We start from the raw sequence: 17,927 nt of genomic DNA, 5'->3' as shown, positions 1-17,927 counted from the left end.
TATGAAGAAAATGAAAAGGTTAATAGTAATGTTAATGGTAGTAACAATGTTAGGTGCATCTTTGTCAGGTTGTAGTAAAAAAGAAGATACAGCTACAAGTGGTAATTCAGAAACAGGAGGACTTGATACATCAAAAGAAGTAGAATTAGTTATGTATGTTATAAGTAATGAACCGGCTGGGCAAGCAACAGTTGATGAAAACTTTAATAAAATACTGAAAGAAAAATTGAATTGTTCACTTAAGATTAACTGGATTGGCTGGGCTGAATACGCAAACAAATATCCATTGCTATTCTCATCAGGGGAATCTTTTGACATGGCTTACTGTGCAAATTGGTTGAATTTTTCTTCCCTTGCCAAGAAAGGTGCATTTATGAACCTTGATGAGTTATGGCCAAAATACGCACCAGATAATTATGCGAAGCATTCCGATACAGCAAAGCAACAAGCAGTTGTTGACGGTTCCTATTATTGTGTACCAACTTTATTAGCAACCTATTCTGCATATGGCCCAATCTATCGTACTGATATTCTTGAGGGAACGAATTGGGATGGTGAGATGAATACATTTGAAGATATGGAAGAGTATCTTGATCTTGTCGCTGCAACTGGAAATGGAATGGAACCTCTTGAAATCTATTCTGCAGGTTCAGAATTGGATGATATGTGGATGTATTACAATGGACAATATGCAATTAAAGGATCTACCAATGACTTCTTGTTCATTGACCCAGCAGAGGAAAATCCTAAATTGTATACTTACTATGAGTATGATAAAGTGGGAGAATTTCTTGATATTATGAATCGCTGGAATGAAAAAGGTTTCTTTGGCAAGTCAGCATTAGCAGATACGGATTCAGAAAAATTAAGAAATGGTAAAGCAGCTTTGAGAGTTCATAATGTTGATACTTATCAAGGATATACAATTGAGCATCCAGAATATAAATTAAAATATTCAAATCTTGTTAAGGATGTATCTAACTTATCTTTCACACAAGATGCAATGGTTATATCTAATACCGCTAAGAATCCGGAAAGAGCACTTGCATTCTGGAACTTATTAACAACGGATCAAGAAGTTTATGATGCATTTAATTATGGTATCTTAGGAGAATCTTACGAAGTTAATGAGGAAGGACAGTTTAAAATTCTTGATACAGACAAATATGCAACCACAGCTATGTGGGCAGTACGTACAACAGACTTAAATCGTGACCAAGAGGGAACTCCACAAGAAATTAATGCTTACAAGGAAGAATGGGATGCTTACATTCAAGATGGTGTAGGAGCGCAAAAATATCGTTCATTTGTAATTGATACTTCTTCAATAGAGACCGAATATGCAAGCTGTTTAAGTGTTCATCAGCAATATTGGTGGCCATTAGAATTAGGTTATACAGATAAGGAGAAAGGACTTACAGAATACAAAGAGAAGATGGAAGCAGCCGGTATTGATAAAGTTCGTCAAGTTATTCAAGAACAGTTAGACGCTTATATTGCAGATTTATCGAAGTAATTTATGACTTAGTACTTATAGGGTGTTGCAAGAAGGCGATTAAGTGAATTCTAAATGATTGCCATGCAACATCCTACAAGTCGTATGTGGTATCTTGATGCTATGAAGCCGAAGGTTGAATAGTGACGTTTTGACTAACGACTTGTAGGATGAGGTATAGTAACGTCTTTACTATTATGAAAGGAGCCATTAGTGTCACAAGTAACTTGTGATATACATGGGGTAAATATGAATATTGAACATATAGCTAGTTATAAGAATAATTGTTGGAAAAAAGAAGAGGTAAACAAGGAGGGTAAGACGAATGATGTATTAACATTAACAGGAGAAAAGAGACAGACAGTACTTGGTTTTGGTGGTTGCTTTAATGAATTAGGGTGGGAGGCATTAGAGCTCGCTAACAAAGAACAAAAGGAAGCTTTTATGAAAGAATTGTTTGCAAAGGATGAATGTAATTTTAATTATGGACGTATCCCGATTGGTGCCAATGATTTTAGCCTTGAATGGTATAGTTGTGATGAAGTAGAAGGTGATTACGAACTAAAGAATTTTACTATTGAGAGAGATACAGAATATACAATTCCGTATATTAAAGAGGCCATGAAGTATCAAGATTCATTTACCCTATTCGCATCTCCATGGAGCCCACCTACATGGATGAAGACGAAGAAGGCTTATAATTATGGACGTATTAAGATGGACGAAGAAGTATTGAATACATATGCCAAGTATTTTGTTAAATTTGTTCAGGCCTATGAAGAACAGGGAATTGATATTTCACAGGTTCACGTTCAGAATGAACCAATGGCGGATCAGAAGTTTCCATCTTGTCTATGGCATGGAGAGGACATGAGAGATTTTATCAAATATTATCTTGGACCAGAGTTTGAAAAGTCAGGTCTATCAACGGAGATTTGGCTGGGAACGATAAATGGACCATTTGTAGATTTTATGATGCCACAAGCAGCTCCGTTTGAGGAATTTTACGATCAGTTTGCTAATACGATACTTTCAGATGATGAGGCAAGAAAATTTATTACTGGAGTAGGTTTGCAGTGGGGAGGAAAACATGTTATGCAGCAGATTACAGATAGTTTTCCTGAACTGCGTTATATGCAAACAGAAAGTGAATGTGGTGATGGACAAAATACGTGGGACCATATGGAATACATATTTAATCAGATGTGGTTTTACTTTCGAAATGGTGCGGAGAGATATACATATTGGAATATGGCATTGCAAGATGGCGGTATCTCAACTTGGGGCTGGGCACAAAATTCTCTTTGTACAGTAAACCATGAAACAGGGGAATTAGTGAGACAACCAGAATTTTACTTAATGAAGCATCTATCCCATTTTGTTAAGAAGGGAGCAAAGGTGTTAACAACAAAAGGCCACTGGACTTCTAATACGATTGCTTTTGAGAATGAAGATGGTTCTATTGTATTAGTAGTAGGTAGCAATATGAATAAGTCGCGCACTTTTGAATTCTTACATAAAGAGGAAAGCTTTTCATGTGTAATTCCACCACATAGTATCCATACGTTCTACCTTACTTAAGAGTTTACGTTTACCAGAATTCTAAAAAAATTGAAACAATATACCGCTAAATCGGCAAGAAATTCTAACTTGAGAGGAGAACTGGAGTGAAACAACTATTATATGGTGTGGCATATTACGACGAATATATGCCATATGAACGGTTACAAGAAGATATTAGAATGATGAAAACCGCAGGCATAAATGTTGTCCGTATTGCCGAATCAACATGGAGCACCGAGGAGCCAGAAGAAGGCATATTCGATTTTTCGCACGTCATTAAGGTGTTAGATGCAATGCAAGAGGCTGGAATCTATGTGATTATTGGAACGCCTACCTATGCAATTCCTGCTTGGATGGCAAAAAAATATCCAGAGGTTATGGTTATGGATTCTACTGGACATAGGCGTCCGTATGGGGCAAGGCAGATTATGGACATTACGAATAAAGAGTATCGTTTTTTTGCTGAGAGAATTATTCGAAAGCTGATGGAGGTGGTTCAGGGATATTCACATGTAATTGGGTTCCAACTTGATAATGAGTCAAAACATTTTGGAACATGCAGCGAGAATGTCCATGAGATGTTTGTTAGCTATATGAAGAAAAGATTTCAAGGAGATTTAAAGTGCCTTAATGAAGAATTCGGATTGGATTATTGGAGCAACCGAATTAATTCATGGGAGGAATTTCCTAGTGTTGTTGGTACGATTAATGGTAGTTTAGGATGTGAATTTGCAAAATTCCAACGGAGTCTAGTTACAGAATATCTACAATGTCAGCGTAAGATAGTTGATGAATATAGAAGACCAGACCAATTTGTTACACATAATTTTGACTTTGAATGGAGAGGGCATTCCTTCGGAGTTCAGCCAGATGTGAATCATTATGAAACAGCTAAGTGTTTAACAATAGCCGGCTGTGATATATACCATCCAACACAAGACTATTTAACAGGAAAAGAAATTGGATTCTGTGGAGATCTTACAAGAACACTCAAGAAAAATAATTATTTCGTCATGGAGACACAAGCACAAGGTTTTCCAAATTGGACGCCATACAATGGACAAGTTCGTTTGCAGGCGTTTAGTCATCTAGCTAGTGGTGCTGATTCTGTAATGTACTGGCATTGGCATTCCATTCATAATGCATGTGAAACATATTGGAAAGGCGTGCTTAGCCATAATATGAAAGAGAATGTTGTATACCAAGAGGTAGCACGAGTTGGAAAAGAATTGGCTAGGCTGAGTCCTAAGTTAATACATTTAAAGAAGATAAACCAAGTGGCAATTATGGTTAGCAATGATTCATTAACTGCTATTGAATGGTTTCCATTTGCGCCAGGTCAGCAACCAAATAAAAAGTATAATGATATTGTTAGGTGGATTTATGATGCATTGTTTGAGTTGAATGTGGAATGTGATATTATCAATGTAGAGGAAGAAAATTTAATTCAATATAAGATGATAGTAGTACCTACTTTGTATTCGGCAAACCAAAATACATTACTTCGACTTAAGGAATATGTTAATGCTGGAGGTTGTTTAGTCAGTACCTTCAAGACGGCATTTACCAACGAGAATGTTAAGGTATGGTCAGATGATCAACCGTACATCTTAACAGAGTGTTTTGGTATGACATATAACCAGTTTACACTACCAGTGAATGTAATACTAGAGGATGAGATGCTTGATGTTGACAAGGAAGAACGATATGTTGAGCTATTCATGGAATTATTACAGCCACAAGGGGCTAGTGTCATAGCTACATACGGACATTATAATTGGAAGCAGTACGCTGCTATAACAGAAAATAAATTTGGACAGGGAACGGCAATCTATATTGGCTGTATGACTTCTAAGGCATATCTTAAAGCGTTGCTTTCCAATGTGTTAGAAACTAAAAATATAAAGGAAGAGAAGCAATTAGATATATATCCAATTTCTGTTAGAAAAGGAATCAATGAAGATGGCCATGAGATTACGTATTATTTGAATTATTCTCATGAAGAACAAGAGATTCGGGTAGATAATGGAATAGAGCTGCTGTGTGATAGGAATGTATCACAAGATGAAGTGATTAAGATTGCTCCATGGGATCTAGCGATTGTTGAAAGAAAATAGTTTGAGAGGTTTATGTGAAGAAAGGAGATTGATTATGACACAGGAAAAGATTCGTGATTTAATAAGCCGAATGATATTAGAGGAAAAGGCAGGCATGTGCTCGGGAGAGGATTTTTGGCATACGAAAGCAGTAGAGAGACTAGGAATACCAAGCAGTATGGTTTCTGATGGACCTCATGGACTTAGAAAACAAGATGCAATGTCGGATCACCTCGGTGTAAATGAGAGTATCAAAGCAGTATGTTTTCCTGCAGGATGTGGAGCTGCTGCAAGTTTTAATCGTGAACTATTAGAAGATATGGGGAAGACCTTAGGACATGAATGTCAAGCGGAAGGCGTAAGTGTTATACTTGGACCGGCAATTAATATTAAACGATCCCCTTTATGTGGTAGAAACTTTGAATATTATTCGGAAGATCCGTTGCTTGCAACACAGATGGCTGGGGCGCTAATTAAGGGGGTTCAAAGCAAATACGTTGGAACAAGTATCAAACATTTTTTTGCAAATAATCAAGAAACCAGGCGTATGTCTTCTTCTTCCGAGATGGATGAACGGACCATGAGAGAAATCTACCTTGCCGCCTTTGAAGGTGCAATAACAAAAGAAAAACCATGGACAGTTATGTGTTCTTATAATCGTATCAATGGAGTATATGCAGCAGAAAACAAAATGGCTTTAACCGATATCTTACGAGAAGAATGGGGATTTGATGGATATGTAGTAAGTGACTGGGGAGCAGTGAATAGGAGAGTTCCTGATTTAGAGGCTGGGCTTGACTTAGAGATGCCATCTTCAGGTGGACAAAATGATAAATTAATTGTAGAAGCAGTAAAAAATGGTATATTATCAGAAAAAGTAGTGGATACCGCAGTTGAAAGAATTTTAAATATCATATATCGTTTCGAAGAGAATCGAGATGAATCAGCAGTCTTTGACCGAGAGATGGATCATGAAAAGGCTAGAAAAATAGCAGAGGAAACAGTGGTCTTACTTAAGAATGAAGAGATTCTTCCTATAATTAAAACAAAGAAAGTTGCATTCATCGGTAAATATGCTAAACTACCACGTTATCAAGGAGGTGGAAGTTCTCATATTAATAGCTATAAGGTCACTTCAGCAGTGGAAGCAGCAAAGGGATTGTATAATGTAATATACGCAGAAGGCTTTCGCGATGATGTCGACCAGACAGATGATGATCTTTTACAAGAAGCAATAGAAGTTGCGAAACAAGCAGAAGTAGCCGTTATATTTGCGGGCTTACCGGATGCCTTTGAATCAGAAGGTTTTGATCGTATGCATATGCGTATGCCAGCGTGCCAGAATGAATTAATTCAAAAGATAAGTGAAGTACAACCGAATGTTGTGGTAGTATTACATAATGGTTCTCCTGTAGAAATGCCATGGGAAAAGAACGTCAAAGGTATTATAGAAGCTTATCTTGGGGGGCAGGCAATTGGAGGAGCTGTAGTTGACATTATTTTTGGAAATACAAATCCTAGTGGTAGATTACCAGAAACTTTCCCATTACAATTAGAAGATAACCCATCTTTTCTATATTATATAGGGGAAGGGGATGTAGTGGAATATCGGGAAGGTATTTTTGTTGGATATCGCTATTATGATAAAAAGAAGATGCCTGTTTTATTCCCGTTTGGCCATGGCTTATCCTATACTGATTTTGTATATTCAAGACTAAGAGTAAGTAAAGAACATATCCTAGATACGGAGACACTTAAGGTGACAGTGGATGTAACGAATACAGGGGATATGGCTGGTAAGGAAGTAATTCAATTATATGTTGCAGATAAAGAAAGCACAGTAATTCGCCCAGAGAAAGAGTTACGAGATTTTGCCAAGGTTAAATTAGAACCTGGTGAAACAAAGACTGTTGAATTCGAGCTTACGAGTCGGGCATTTGCTTATTGGAATACACAGATTCATAATTGGTATGTAGAAACAGGCGAGTTTGACATATTAATAGGTAAATCCTCTAGGGATATTGTACTTTCTAAGACCGTTGAAGTAAAAGGAACAACAAAACTACAAGTAAAGTATACTTTAGACACAACCTTTGGAGATATCATGAAGGATGAGAGAGCTATGGGAATCCTACAACCACTAATGAAGTTAGATATATTTGCTGATGATAAGGAAGAAGGCGTGGCAGTAGCAGCTATTTCGAAAGAGATGCGGGAAGCTATGATTAAATATATGCCTATTCGTGGTGCAGTAAGTTTTGGTGGAGATTGTACCCTTGACGAATTACAAAGCCTATTAGATCAATTGAATGAATAAAATCATATAGATAAAATAGTCAATAAAAATAAAGTCTGAAAAAATACATATTAATTTTGATTAAGGGCAATTTTACTTTAGTAGTAAGATTGCCCTTAATTTTTTTGAAAATATCCTTGACAAAATAATTTCTTAGTGCTATGTTATTTATAAAGATATTAGCACTCTCCATCAATGAGTGCTAACAATCAAAAACCTAATAAATCTTATTGAATATAATAAGAAAGGAGTGGTCTGGTGCAGCTTGATGATAGAAAGTGGAAGATATTGCATGCAATCATTCGTACCTATCTAGAGACGGGTGAGCCAGTTGGATCAAGAACGATATCAAAATATACCGATTTGAATCTAAGCTCTGCAACCATCCGCAACGAGATGTCAGACCTAGAAGAATTAGGTTATATTATTCAACCGCATACTTCCGCTGGTAGAATACCTTCTGATAAAGGTTATCGATTATATGTTGATACCTTGATGGAGGATAAGGAACAGGAAGTCCAAAGCATGAAGGAAATCCTAATTGAAAAAGCAGATAAGATGGAACTTCTATTGCAGCAAGTTGCCAAGATGTTGGCACAGAATACGAACTACGCTACTATGGTAACAACACCACAGTATCGACACAGAAAAGTGAAGTTCGTACAATTAAGTGAAGTTGATGAAGAGCAGATTCTTCTTGTTATCGTTTTAGAGGGTAACATTGCTAAGAACAAATTCATTACATCAACGCAAATAATAGAAAAAGAAATGATTCTGAAATTAAATATATTATTGAATACATTTCTTCAGGGTTTGGATATTACTGATATTAATCTATCTGTGATCCAAAAGATGAAAGAACAAGCAGGAGCATATGGAAGTCTTGTAAGTGACATCTTAGATGCAGTTGCTGAGGCAATTAATGAAGAAGATGCCCTTGAGATATATACAAGTGGTGCAACGAACATTCTAAAATATCCGGAACTTAGTGATACGCAGAAAGCTTCTGAACTTCTCTATGCTTTCGAAGAGAAGAAGCTTCTAACAGATTTAATTACTGATAAAAGAGAAGACAAAGAAAATCGTGGTATTCAGGTATATATCGGAGATGAAACTCCAGTAGAGTCGATGAAAGACTGCTCTGTGGTAACAGCAACCTATGAGATAGAAGAAGGTGTCTATGGCAAGGTTGGAATTATCGGTCCAAAACGTATGGATTACGAGCGAGTAGTTGGAACTCTCCAGAATATGATGAGTCAGCTCGATGATATATTCAAAAAAAAGTAGTAATATCCGATTAGAGGAAAGGTGGTAGTCGAAAAGTGACTGGTCAAGATAAGATGGAAGATGTATTGGAGCAAGAAACAGCAGAAAAGCCTGTAGAAGGTACAGTAGAAGATACAGAAGAAGTAGCTGTTGAAGAAGAAATGGATGAAAGTGATGAAGGTACAGCTAAATCATCAAAATCCTTCTTCAAGAAAGATAAGAAAGAAAAGAAAGATAAAAAAGATGCAGAAATTGATGAACTAAAAGATAGATTAATGCGTCAGATGGCAGAATTTGAGAATTTCAGAAAGCGCTCTGAGAAAGAAAAAGCACAAATGTTTGAAATCGGTGCTAAGAGCATCATTGAGAAGATTCTTCCTGTTGTTGATAACTTCGAAAGAGGTCTTGGTGCAATTAGTGAAGAAGAAAAAGAAGGTGCATTTGCACAAGGAATTGAAAAGATTTACAAACAAATGGTTACAACATTAGAAGAAGCAGGAGTATCTGCAATTGACGCTGTAGGTAAAGAATTTGATCCAAATCTTCATAATGCAGTAATGCATGCAGAAGATGAAAATTTTGGTGAAAACATCATATCCGATGAGTTTCAAAAAGGATATAAATATAAAGAAACTGTAGTTCGTCACAGTATGGTTAAAGTTGTTAATTAAATATATTGAAAATTACGTAAACTATTATCTGTGTGGATTGATTATATTAGGAGGAATTAATTATGAGTAAAATTATTGGTATTGACTTAGGTACAACAAATTCATGTGTAGCTGTTATGGAAGGTGGAAAACCAGTTGTTATTGCTAACGCTGAAGGCGCTAGAACAACTCCATCTGTTGTTGCATTCACAAAAACTGGAGAAAGATTAGTTGGAGAACCAGCAAAACGTCAAGCGGTAACAAATTCTGATAAAACAATCTCTTCAATTAAGAGACATATGGGTACAGAATTTAAAGTATCTATCGATGATAAAAAGTATTCGCCACAAGAAATCTCTGCTATGGTACTTCAAAAATTAAAAGCAGATGCTGAAAGCTACTTAGGAGAAAAAGTTACAGAAGCTGTTATCACTGTTCCTGCATATTTCAATGATGCTCAAAGACAAGCAACAAAAGATGCTGGTAAAATCGCTGGTCTTGATGTAAAACGTATTATCAACGAGCCAACAGCTGCAGCTTTAGCATATGGTCTTGATAACGAGCATGAGCAAAAAATCATGGTATACGATTTAGGTGGTGGTACATTCGACGTATCTATCATTGAAATCGGTGATGGTGTTATCGAAGTATTAGCTACAAGTGGTGATAACAGACTTGGTGGTGATGATTTCGATGATAGAATTACAAGATACATGATCGATGAATTCAAAAAAGCAGAAGGTGTTGACTTATCTACAGATAAGATGGCTCTTCAAAGATTAAAAGAAGCTGCTGAAAAAGCTAAGAAAGAATTATCATCAGCTACAACAACAAACATTAACTTACCATTCATCACTGCTACAGCAGAAGGTCCAAAACACTTTGATATGAACTTAACTCGTGCTAAATTCGATGAGTTAACTCATGATTTAGTAGAAAGAACTGCAACACCAGTTCAAAACGCACTTCGTGATGCTGGTATAACTGCAAGTGAATTAGGTCAAGTATTATTAGTTGGTGGTTCTACAAGAATCCCAGCTGTTCAAGATAAAGTAAAACAAATAACTGGTAAAGAAGCAAGTAAATCACTTAACCCAGATGAATGTGTTGCTCTTGGTGCATCTATCCAAGGTGGTAAATTAGCAGGAGATGCTGGTGCAGGAGATATCTTATTACTTGATGTTACTCCATTATCATTATCAATCGAAACTATGGGTGGTATCGCTACTAAATTAATTGAAAGAAATACTACTATCCCAACTAAGAAGAGCCAAATCTTCTCTACAGCAGCTGATAATCAAACAGCAGTTGATATTAACGTAGTTCAAGGTGAAAGACAATTTGCTAAAGACAATAAATCACTTGGACAATTCAGACTTGATGGTATTGCTCCAGCAAGAAGAGGTGTTCCTCAAATCGAAGTTACATTCGATATCGATGCGAATGGTATCGTAAACGTATCTGCAAAAGATTTAGGTACTGGTGCAGAACAACACATTACAATTACTGCTGGTTCTAACATGTCAGATTCAGATATCGAAAAAGCAGTAAAAGAAGCTGCTGAATTTGAAGCACAAGATAAAGCTCGTAAAGAAGCTATAGATACTCGTAACGATGCAGATGCTATGGTATTCCAAACTGAAAAAGCCATGGAAGAAGCAGGAGATAAATTAGATGCTAACGATAAAGCAGCAGTAGAAGCTGATTTAGCTCACTTAAAAGAATTAATAGAAAAGAGCAATCCAGAAGTTATGTCAGAAGGCGAAGTTGCAGATATCAAAGCAGCAAAAGAAAAATTAATGACAAGTGCTCAAAACTTATTTGCTAAGTTATATGAACAAGCGGGTGGTGCTGCTGGAGCAGGTCCTGATATGTCAGGTGCTGGAGCTACTACAGATTCATATCAAGCAGATGATGTAGTAGACGGAGATTATAGAGAAGTCTAAGCTAAAGTGTGTTAATTTTTGCTTGACGAATGTCGGAAATTTCAGTATTATAAGGCTTATGGGTCCGTCCCGAAGCAAAAAGATAGGCGGTCTAATGATTAGGCTGCCTATTATTATACATGGTAATTGTATAAAATTAGGATAGGAAAGTGTTTAAGTAGATCGAAATTTGCATACACAATAAGGATAATTGCATACGGAATCTATCAATGTGTGTTTGCGACAGTTAGGAGATATAGTATGGCAGATAAAAGAGATTATTATGAGGTCCTTGGCGTGGGTAAGTCAGCGACCGATGCAGAGATTAAGAAAGCATATCGTGTACTGGCAAAAAAATATCATCCAGATACAAATCCAGGAAATCAAGAAGCAGAGGCGAAGTTCAAAGAAGCTTCAGAGGCTTATGCAGTATTAAGTGATACTGATAAGAAGAGACAATATGATCAATTCGGCCATGCAGCCTTCGAAGGTGGAGCAGGTGGAGCTGGCGGATTTGATTTTAATGGAATGGATATGGGAGATATCTTTGGAGATATCTTTGGAGATATTTTCGGTGGTGGAAGAAGCCGTTCACGTAGTAGCAATGGACCAATGAAAGGTCAAAACATTCGCACAAGTGTAAGAATTACTTTCGAAGAAGCGGTATTTGGTGTTGAGAAAGAATTAGATCTTACCTTAAAAGATGATTGTGAAACTTGTCATGGAACTGGTGCAAAACCAGGTACAACTGCTTCTACTTGTTCAAAATGTGGTGGTAAGGGTCAAGTTGTATTCACGCAACAATCATTATTCGGTGTGGTAAGAAACGTTCAAGCCTGTCCAGATTGTCGCGGAACAGGTAAGATTATTAAAGACAAATGTACGGACTGTAATGGAACAGGATATATCAGTAGAAGAAAGAAAATCAAAGTTTCTATTCCAGCTGGTATTGATAATGGTCAAAGTGTACGTATTCGTGAAAAAGGAGAACCAGGTGTTAACGGTGGTGAAAGAGGGGATTTACTTGTAGAAGTTGTAGTAAGTAGACACCCAATTTTCCAACGTCAAGATTATGATATCTATTCAACAGCACCAATTACCTTTGCTCAGGCAGCGCTTGGTGGAGATGTAAGAATTAGTACAGTTGATGGAGATGTATATTACACAGTAAAAGCTGGAACGCAAACAGATACGAAAGTTCGTTTACGTGGTAAAGGTGTTCCTACGTTACGAAATAAAGAAGTACGTGGTGACCATTATGTAACATTAGTTGTTCAAGTACCAACGAAGTTGAATGCAGAACAAAAAGAATTGTTACAAAAATTCGATGAATCACTAACAGGCAAAAAAGCAGATGCTGTTGAAGCAACTGAGCATGAAGATAAAGATAAAAGCAAGAAAAAAGGCTGGTTTAATAAATAAGTATAAGTAATTAAGTTACAAAGGTCGAATATTCAAAAGGTAAGAAACGGAATATTCGTCCTTCTATATGTGGCTCTCTGTCAAGTTTTGGGGTACGAAGTGCGTTGCACCTGTACCAATACTGGATAGAGAGCTCTTTCTATGTTTTGCTCTAGAGTATCGTTTGCAGGGCATACGAATAAGGCTAAACTATTGAAGCACAAATAGGACATTGTATTTGGGTATGAAATAGTGCTGGATGAAATATAAAAAGGATAGTAATCGTATGATATCCTTTGCTCTAGAGTGTGCAGATCGATGACTAGGGGAAATGGTGAACGATTAGAAATGAATGCATATAATTTATATCTTGAATTATGAGGTTACAGATGTAGAGAAAAGCCCTATTATGTTCTGATCCCAATAGGTTAGATTTGAAATCTACCTTATTGGAGAGCAGTTTTTATTTTTGACACGTTACTTACTAATATGATATAATATTAATTTGGGTAAACATAGAGGCGAGGTTATTATCATCTTCCAATATAGTAAGACTATGTAAGAAAAGCTTATATATGTGATTAACCTTTTAAAATTGAGCAAGAATATTGATTATATAGAGATATTAATTATATAGATAATTATCATTTGTTCTAATCTTAACTAGAATAGAACAAGATTAAGGAGAGAAGAAATTGAAGTGGACTAAATTTTCATTAGAAACAACAACTCAGGCAGTTGATTTAGTTAGTAATATGTTGGACGAACTTGGTATTGAGGGAATTGAGATCGAGGACAAGGTTCCTATAACAGAGGAAGAGAAAAAAGAGATGTTTATTGATATCTTGCCTGAGTTAGGTGAAGATGATGGAAAAGCTACGATAAGTTTCTATATCTCTAATGATGAAGATAAGGATAGTATTCTTTCTAGCGTGAAAGAAGGACTTGTGGAGTTAGCTGATTTTGTTGAAGTGGGAAACATGGAGATAACTGTATCAGAAACGGAAGATAAAGATTGGATTAATAACTGGAAACAATATTGGAAGCCATTCCGTGTAGCAGATGATATTATTATTAAGCCAACATGGGAGACTCTAGAAGAGAAGAATGATAATGATTTAGTTATAGAGATTGACCCCGGTACAGCATTTGGAACTGGAAGTCATGAGACAACAAGACTTTGCATTCAAGGACTTCGTAAATATATTACAGATGAAACAGTACTACTTGATGTAGGTAGTGGTAGTGGAATTTTATCAATCATAGGATTAAAATTAGGTGCAAAATCTGCTTTAGGTACAGATATTGATCCAAATGCCATTCATGCAATGTATGAAAATGCAAAGGTAAATGGAATAACAGAAGAAGAATTTACAGTTAAAATCGGTAATATTATAGACGATCAAACACTTCAAGAAGAAGTTGGAATGGAAAAGTATGATATTGTTGTTGCGAATATTCTAGCAGATGTTATTATTCCGTTATCTTCTAAAGTCGGACAACATATGAAAAAAGGTGGATTGTACATCACATCTGGAATCATTTATATGAAACGTGATGAAGTAAAAGAAGCCATTGAGAAGAATGGATTTACTATTGTTGAAGAAAACGAAATGGGTGAATGGGTATCCTTCGTTGCTAGAAAATAGATTTTTACAAGGGTTGTTTAGGTGGAATAATAATCACTCATATTATTTTAGAAAGGGTATGGTTTTTTTATGTACCGATTTTATGTAGAACAAAATCAGATTCATGATGTGTATATAACAATTGAGGGGTCTGATGTGAATCATATTAAGAACGTGCTTCGTATGAAGATAGGAGAAGCAATGATTCTATGTGATGGACAAGGTATGGACTATCATTGTACGATTGATACTTTGTCAAATGATTTCATACAAGCAAAGATTGTTAAAGCGGAAGATACACAAACGGAGCTACCTGCTAAGATCTTTCTATTCCAAGGCCTTCCTAAGAAGGATAAGATGGAATTGATCATACAAAAAGCAGTTGAGTTAGGTGTATATCAAATCGTTCCAGTTATGATGAAGCGAAGTGTTGTTAAGCTTGATGATAAGAAGAAGGAGCAAAAGAAGTTAGAGCGCTGGCAATCCATTGCAACTAGCGCGGCAAAACAATCTGGCAGGGGGATTATACCAGAGGTTGTTCCAGTAATGTCATACAAGGACGCTATTTCTATGGCAAAAGAGATGGAATATAAAGTGCTTCCATTTGAACATGCTGAAGGGATGGAAGAAACAAAAAAAATTATCAAAGAAGTACATGGAAAAAAATCGGTTGCTGTATTTATTGGACCAGAAGGTGGTTTTGAAGATGATGAAGTTGCCTATGCGATGGAATCAGAAATAAAACCAATTACTTTGGGTAAGAGGATTTTACGAACAGAGACAGCAGGCCTAACAATTTTGTCAGTATTAATGTTTGAACTGGAATAGACACGAATCGAGAGTCAAAAGTCAATATATATTTTGTCTCGTCAATATAAGCTGTAAAATACAGAGCCGAAGTACCAACGACTTCATACAGTTGCTCATCGAACAACGTTCTGCATAACAGAAATCAAGTTTTACGAGAGGATTTTGACGCCCGAGTCGCAGACAGGCAATCGCGTAACAAGTTAAGAAAGGGAAAGGAGCAAGTTTATTAGATTATGGGTACACAAGTAAATGAGAAACACCAAGATAAGCAAGCTTACCAAGATAAGCAAGCTTACCAAGATAAGCATGCTTATCTGGATAATGCTGCTACGACAAGAGTGTTTGACAGTGTGCGTGATATTATGATGCAAACACTTGAAGAAGATTATGGAAATCCATCTTCCATGCATGCAAAAGGTATAAATGCAGAAAAATATATAACAAACGCTAAGAATATAATTGCCAAAAACCTTAAAGTTGATGCGAAAGAAATCGTATTTACTTCTGGTGGTACAGAGTCCAATAATATGGCACTCATTGGTACAGCTTTAGCGAACAATAGAACGGGTAAACATATTATTACAACCAATATAGAACATCCTTCTGTGCATAACCCTCTTATTTTTCTAGAGGATTGTGGATACGAAGTGACATATCTTCCAGTTGATGGTAATGGGAAGGTAAGAATGGATAAATTAGAAGCAGCTATTCGTACGGATACTATCTTGGTTTCCATCATGTATGTGAATAATGAAGTTGGTGCAGTTGAAGATATAGAAGCGATTTCTAAGCTAATTAAATCAAAGAACGCGAATACAGTATTCCATGTTGATGCAATACAAGCCTTTGGTAAGTTTAAAATCTATCCAAAACGCCTTGGGATTGACTTGATGTCTGTAAGTGGCCATAAGATTCATGGGCCTAAGGGTGTTGGTTTCTTATATATTAGAGATAAAGTGAAAATCAAACCGATTATCTACGGTGGAGAACAACAAAAAGGCATGCGTTCAGGTACAGAGAATGTACCAGGAATTGCAGGTTTAGGTAAAGCGGTTGAAGAAATCTATACGAACCATGATGATAAGATAGCAAACCTATACGAGTTAAAACAGTATTTTATAGATGAAATACGGAAGCTTGAAGGAACTACAGTGAATGCGGTAGATCTTCCTACGCTTCGGGAGACAGCTCCTCATATTGTTAGCGTAAGTTTTGATGGAATTCGAAGCGAAGTATTACTTCATTCTCTTGAGGATAAGGGTGTTTATATATCATCTGGTTCCGCGTGTGCGTCAAATCATCCAGGGCTAAGTGGTACTTTACGTGCAATTGGGGTTAAGAAAGAATTGTTAGATTCAACGATTCGATTTAGTTTCTCGGTTAACACAACAAAAGAAGAAATTGATTTTGCAATAGAACAGCTAAGTGAGATATTACCGGTCTTAAGAAGATATACTCGACATTAAGATAGATGAGGAAAAATTGATATACTGTTATTAATTATGATAAATTATTAGATAAGTTTTGAATTATGAGATGAATTTTTAATTATGATAAATTATGAATCATGATAAATTATAAGATACAACAAAGAAAGGCACAGGTGGGAATATATGTTTAAAGCATTCCTAATAAAGTATGCTGAAATCGGAATTAAAGGAAAGAACCGTTACCTATTCGAAAATGCATTACGTGATCAAATCAAATATGCATTAAAAGATATTGATGGGGAGTTTTATGTATCAAAAGAGCAAGGAAGAATCTATATTGAAGCACTATCAGAATATGATTATGAGGAGACTGTAGAAGCTCTTCAGAGAGTATTTGGTATTGCCGCAATCTGTCCAGTTGTAATCATTGAGGATACAGCTTGGGATAACCTTGTTAAAGAAGTAGGAAATTTCGTAGAAAACCAATATCCAGATCGTAACTTCACATTCAAAGTAGAAGCAAAACGTGGAGATAAGCAATATCCAATCAAATCCCCTGATATCTGTATCGATATGGGAGCAGCATTATTAGACCGCTTCCCAGAGATGAAAGTAGATGTTAGAGAGCCAAAAGTACGTATTAACGTAGAGGTTAGACATAAGGCATATGTATATTCTATGATTATTCCAGGACCAGGTGGAATGCCAGTTGGTACTAACGGTAAAGCAATGTTATTATTATCAGGTGGTATTGATAGTCCAGTTGCTGGATATATGATTTCAAAACGTGGTGTTAAAATAGACGCTGTTTATTTTCACGCTCCACCATATACAAGTGAAAGAGCAAAACAAAAGGTTGTTGATTTAGCTAAGCTTGTTTCGAGATATTCAGGTCCAATTAACCTTCATGTAGTTAACTTTACCGATATTCAGTTATATATCTACGAGAAATGTCCTCATGATGAATTAACAATAATTATGAGAAGATATATGATGCGTATTGCGCAAACAATTGCAACAAATACTAACTGCCTTGGATTAATTACGGGAGAAAGTATTGGACAAGTAGCTAGTCAGACAATGCAAAGTCTTGCAGCAACAGATGCAGTTTGTGAAATTCCAGTGTATCGTCCAGTAATCGGTTTTGATAAACAAGATATCGTTGACATTGCAGAGAAGATTAACACATATGAAACATCAATCTTACCGTTTGAAGATTGCTGTACAATCTTCGTAGCAAAGCACCCAGTTACCAAACCAAATATTGGAATAATTCAACGATCAGAACGTAATCTTGAAGAAAAGATTGACGAGTTAGTAAAAACAGCGTTAGATACAATCGAAACGATTGAAGTGAAATAAAGTTA

12 protein-coding genes are annotated in these 17,927 nt (G+C 36.2%); all 12 read left to right on the top strand.

Annotated elements, in window-relative coordinates:
* Position 1 precedes the first annotated feature (1 nt).
* The 12 genes from BUB90_RS12900 to thiI all read left to right on the top strand — a co-directional run bounded on the left by BUB90_RS12900 (position 2) and on the right by thiI (position 17,922).
* Positions 2-1,516: an ABC transporter substrate-binding protein gene (locus BUB90_RS12900; RefSeq protein ID WP_073288381.1), complete on the top strand. Its 1,515-nt coding sequence runs from the start codon at positions 2-4 to the stop codon at positions 1,514-1,516.
* Positions 1,517-1,744: 228 nt separating this feature from the next.
* A complete protein-coding gene (locus tag BUB90_RS12895; RefSeq protein ID WP_073288636.1) occupies positions 1,745-3,076 on the top strand; it encodes a glycoside hydrolase family 30 protein in 1,332 nt (443 codons plus the stop codon).
* Positions 3,077-3,162: 86 nt separating this feature from the next.
* Positions 3,163-5,175, top strand: coding sequence for a beta-galactosidase (locus tag BUB90_RS12890; protein ID WP_073288379.1), 2,013 nt, complete (start codon positions 3,163-3,165; stop codon positions 5,173-5,175).
* A 34-nt stretch (positions 5,176-5,209) separates the two neighbouring features.
* Complete coding sequence (locus BUB90_RS12885; RefSeq protein ID WP_073288377.1) at positions 5,210-7,471, top strand: glycoside hydrolase family 3 C-terminal domain-containing protein; 2,262 nt, start codon at positions 5,210-5,212, stop codon at positions 7,469-7,471.
* A 237-nt stretch (positions 7,472-7,708) separates the two neighbouring features.
* Positions 7,709-8,737, top strand: a complete 1,029-nt coding sequence (hrcA, locus tag BUB90_RS12880; RefSeq protein WP_084139248.1) for a heat-inducible transcriptional repressor HrcA — start codon at positions 7,709-7,711, stop codon at positions 8,735-8,737.
* 53 nt (positions 8,738-8,790) lie between these two features.
* The gene (gene grpE / locus BUB90_RS12875; protein ID WP_073288634.1) at positions 8,791-9,387 is read left to right on the top strand and encodes a nucleotide exchange factor GrpE; all 597 of its coding nucleotides are present in this window, start codon (positions 8,791-8,793) and stop codon (positions 9,385-9,387) included.
* Positions 9,388-9,449: 62 nt separating this feature from the next.
* Positions 9,450-11,312, top strand: coding sequence for a molecular chaperone DnaK (gene dnaK, locus BUB90_RS12870; protein WP_073288373.1), 1,863 nt, complete (start codon positions 9,450-9,452; stop codon positions 11,310-11,312).
* A gap of 240 nt (positions 11,313-11,552) precedes the next feature.
* Entirely contained in the window at positions 11,553-12,713 is a 1,161-nt protein-coding gene (gene dnaJ / locus BUB90_RS12865) for a molecular chaperone DnaJ (RefSeq protein WP_073288371.1), read from the top strand.
* A 674-nt stretch (positions 12,714-13,387) separates the two neighbouring features.
* Positions 13,388-14,341, top strand: a complete 954-nt coding sequence (gene prmA, locus BUB90_RS12860) for a 50S ribosomal protein L11 methyltransferase (protein WP_073288369.1) — start codon at positions 13,388-13,390, stop codon at positions 14,339-14,341.
* A 69-nt stretch (positions 14,342-14,410) separates the two neighbouring features.
* Positions 14,411-15,148 carry a 16S rRNA (uracil(1498)-N(3))-methyltransferase gene (locus tag BUB90_RS12855; protein WP_073288367.1) on the top strand — a complete coding sequence of 246 codons (738 nt, stop codon included), beginning with the start codon at positions 14,411-14,413 and terminating at the stop codon, positions 15,146-15,148.
* A 215-nt stretch (positions 15,149-15,363) separates the two neighbouring features.
* Positions 15,364-16,596, top strand: coding sequence for a cysteine desulfurase family protein (locus BUB90_RS12850; RefSeq protein WP_084139247.1), 1,233 nt, complete (start codon positions 15,364-15,366; stop codon positions 16,594-16,596).
* Positions 16,597-16,743: 147 nt separating this feature from the next.
* Positions 16,744-17,922: a tRNA uracil 4-sulfurtransferase ThiI gene (gene thiI / locus BUB90_RS12845; RefSeq protein WP_073288364.1), complete on the top strand. Its 1,179-nt coding sequence runs from the start codon at positions 16,744-16,746 to the stop codon at positions 17,920-17,922.
* Positions 17,923-17,927: the final 5 nt, after the last annotated feature.

It is taken from the genome of Anaerosporobacter mobilis DSM 15930 (assembly GCF_900142955.1).
GTDB classification, from domain to species: Bacteria; Bacillota; Clostridia; order Lachnospirales; family Lachnospiraceae; genus Anaerosporobacter; species Anaerosporobacter mobilis.
The sequence above is the reverse complement of the archived record's forward strand: the minus strand, read 5'-3'. Positions and strand labels throughout refer to the sequence as shown.

Excerpts from the sequence above, each read along its gene's own strand:
- BUB90_RS12900 (WP_073288381.1), top strand. The coding sequence starts at position 2 with ATGAAGAAAATGAAAAGGTTAATAGTAATGTTAATGGTAGTAACAATG.
- BUB90_RS12895 (WP_073288636.1), top strand. The coding sequence starts at position 1,745 with ATGAATATTGAACATATAGCTAGTTATAAGAATAATTGTTGGAAAAAA.
- BUB90_RS12885 (WP_073288377.1), top strand. The coding sequence starts at position 5,210 with ATGACACAGGAAAAGATTCGTGATTTAATAAGCCGAATGATATTAGAG.
- grpE (WP_073288634.1), top strand. The coding sequence starts at position 8,791 with ATGGAAGATGTATTGGAGCAAGAAACAGCAGAAAAGCCTGTAGAAGGT.
- dnaK (WP_073288373.1), top strand. The coding sequence starts at position 9,450 with ATGAGTAAAATTATTGGTATTGACTTAGGTACAACAAATTCATGTGTA.
- dnaJ (WP_073288371.1), top strand. The coding sequence starts at position 11,553 with ATGGCAGATAAAAGAGATTATTATGAGGTCCTTGGCGTGGGTAAGTCA.
- BUB90_RS12855 (WP_073288367.1), top strand. The coding sequence starts at position 14,411 with ATGTACCGATTTTATGTAGAACAAAATCAGATTCATGATGTGTATATA.
- BUB90_RS12850 (WP_084139247.1), top strand. The coding sequence starts at position 15,364 with ATGGGTACACAAGTAAATGAGAAACACCAAGATAAGCAAGCTTACCAA.
- thiI (WP_073288364.1), top strand. The coding sequence starts at position 16,744 with ATGTTTAAAGCATTCCTAATAAAGTATGCTGAAATCGGAATTAAAGGA.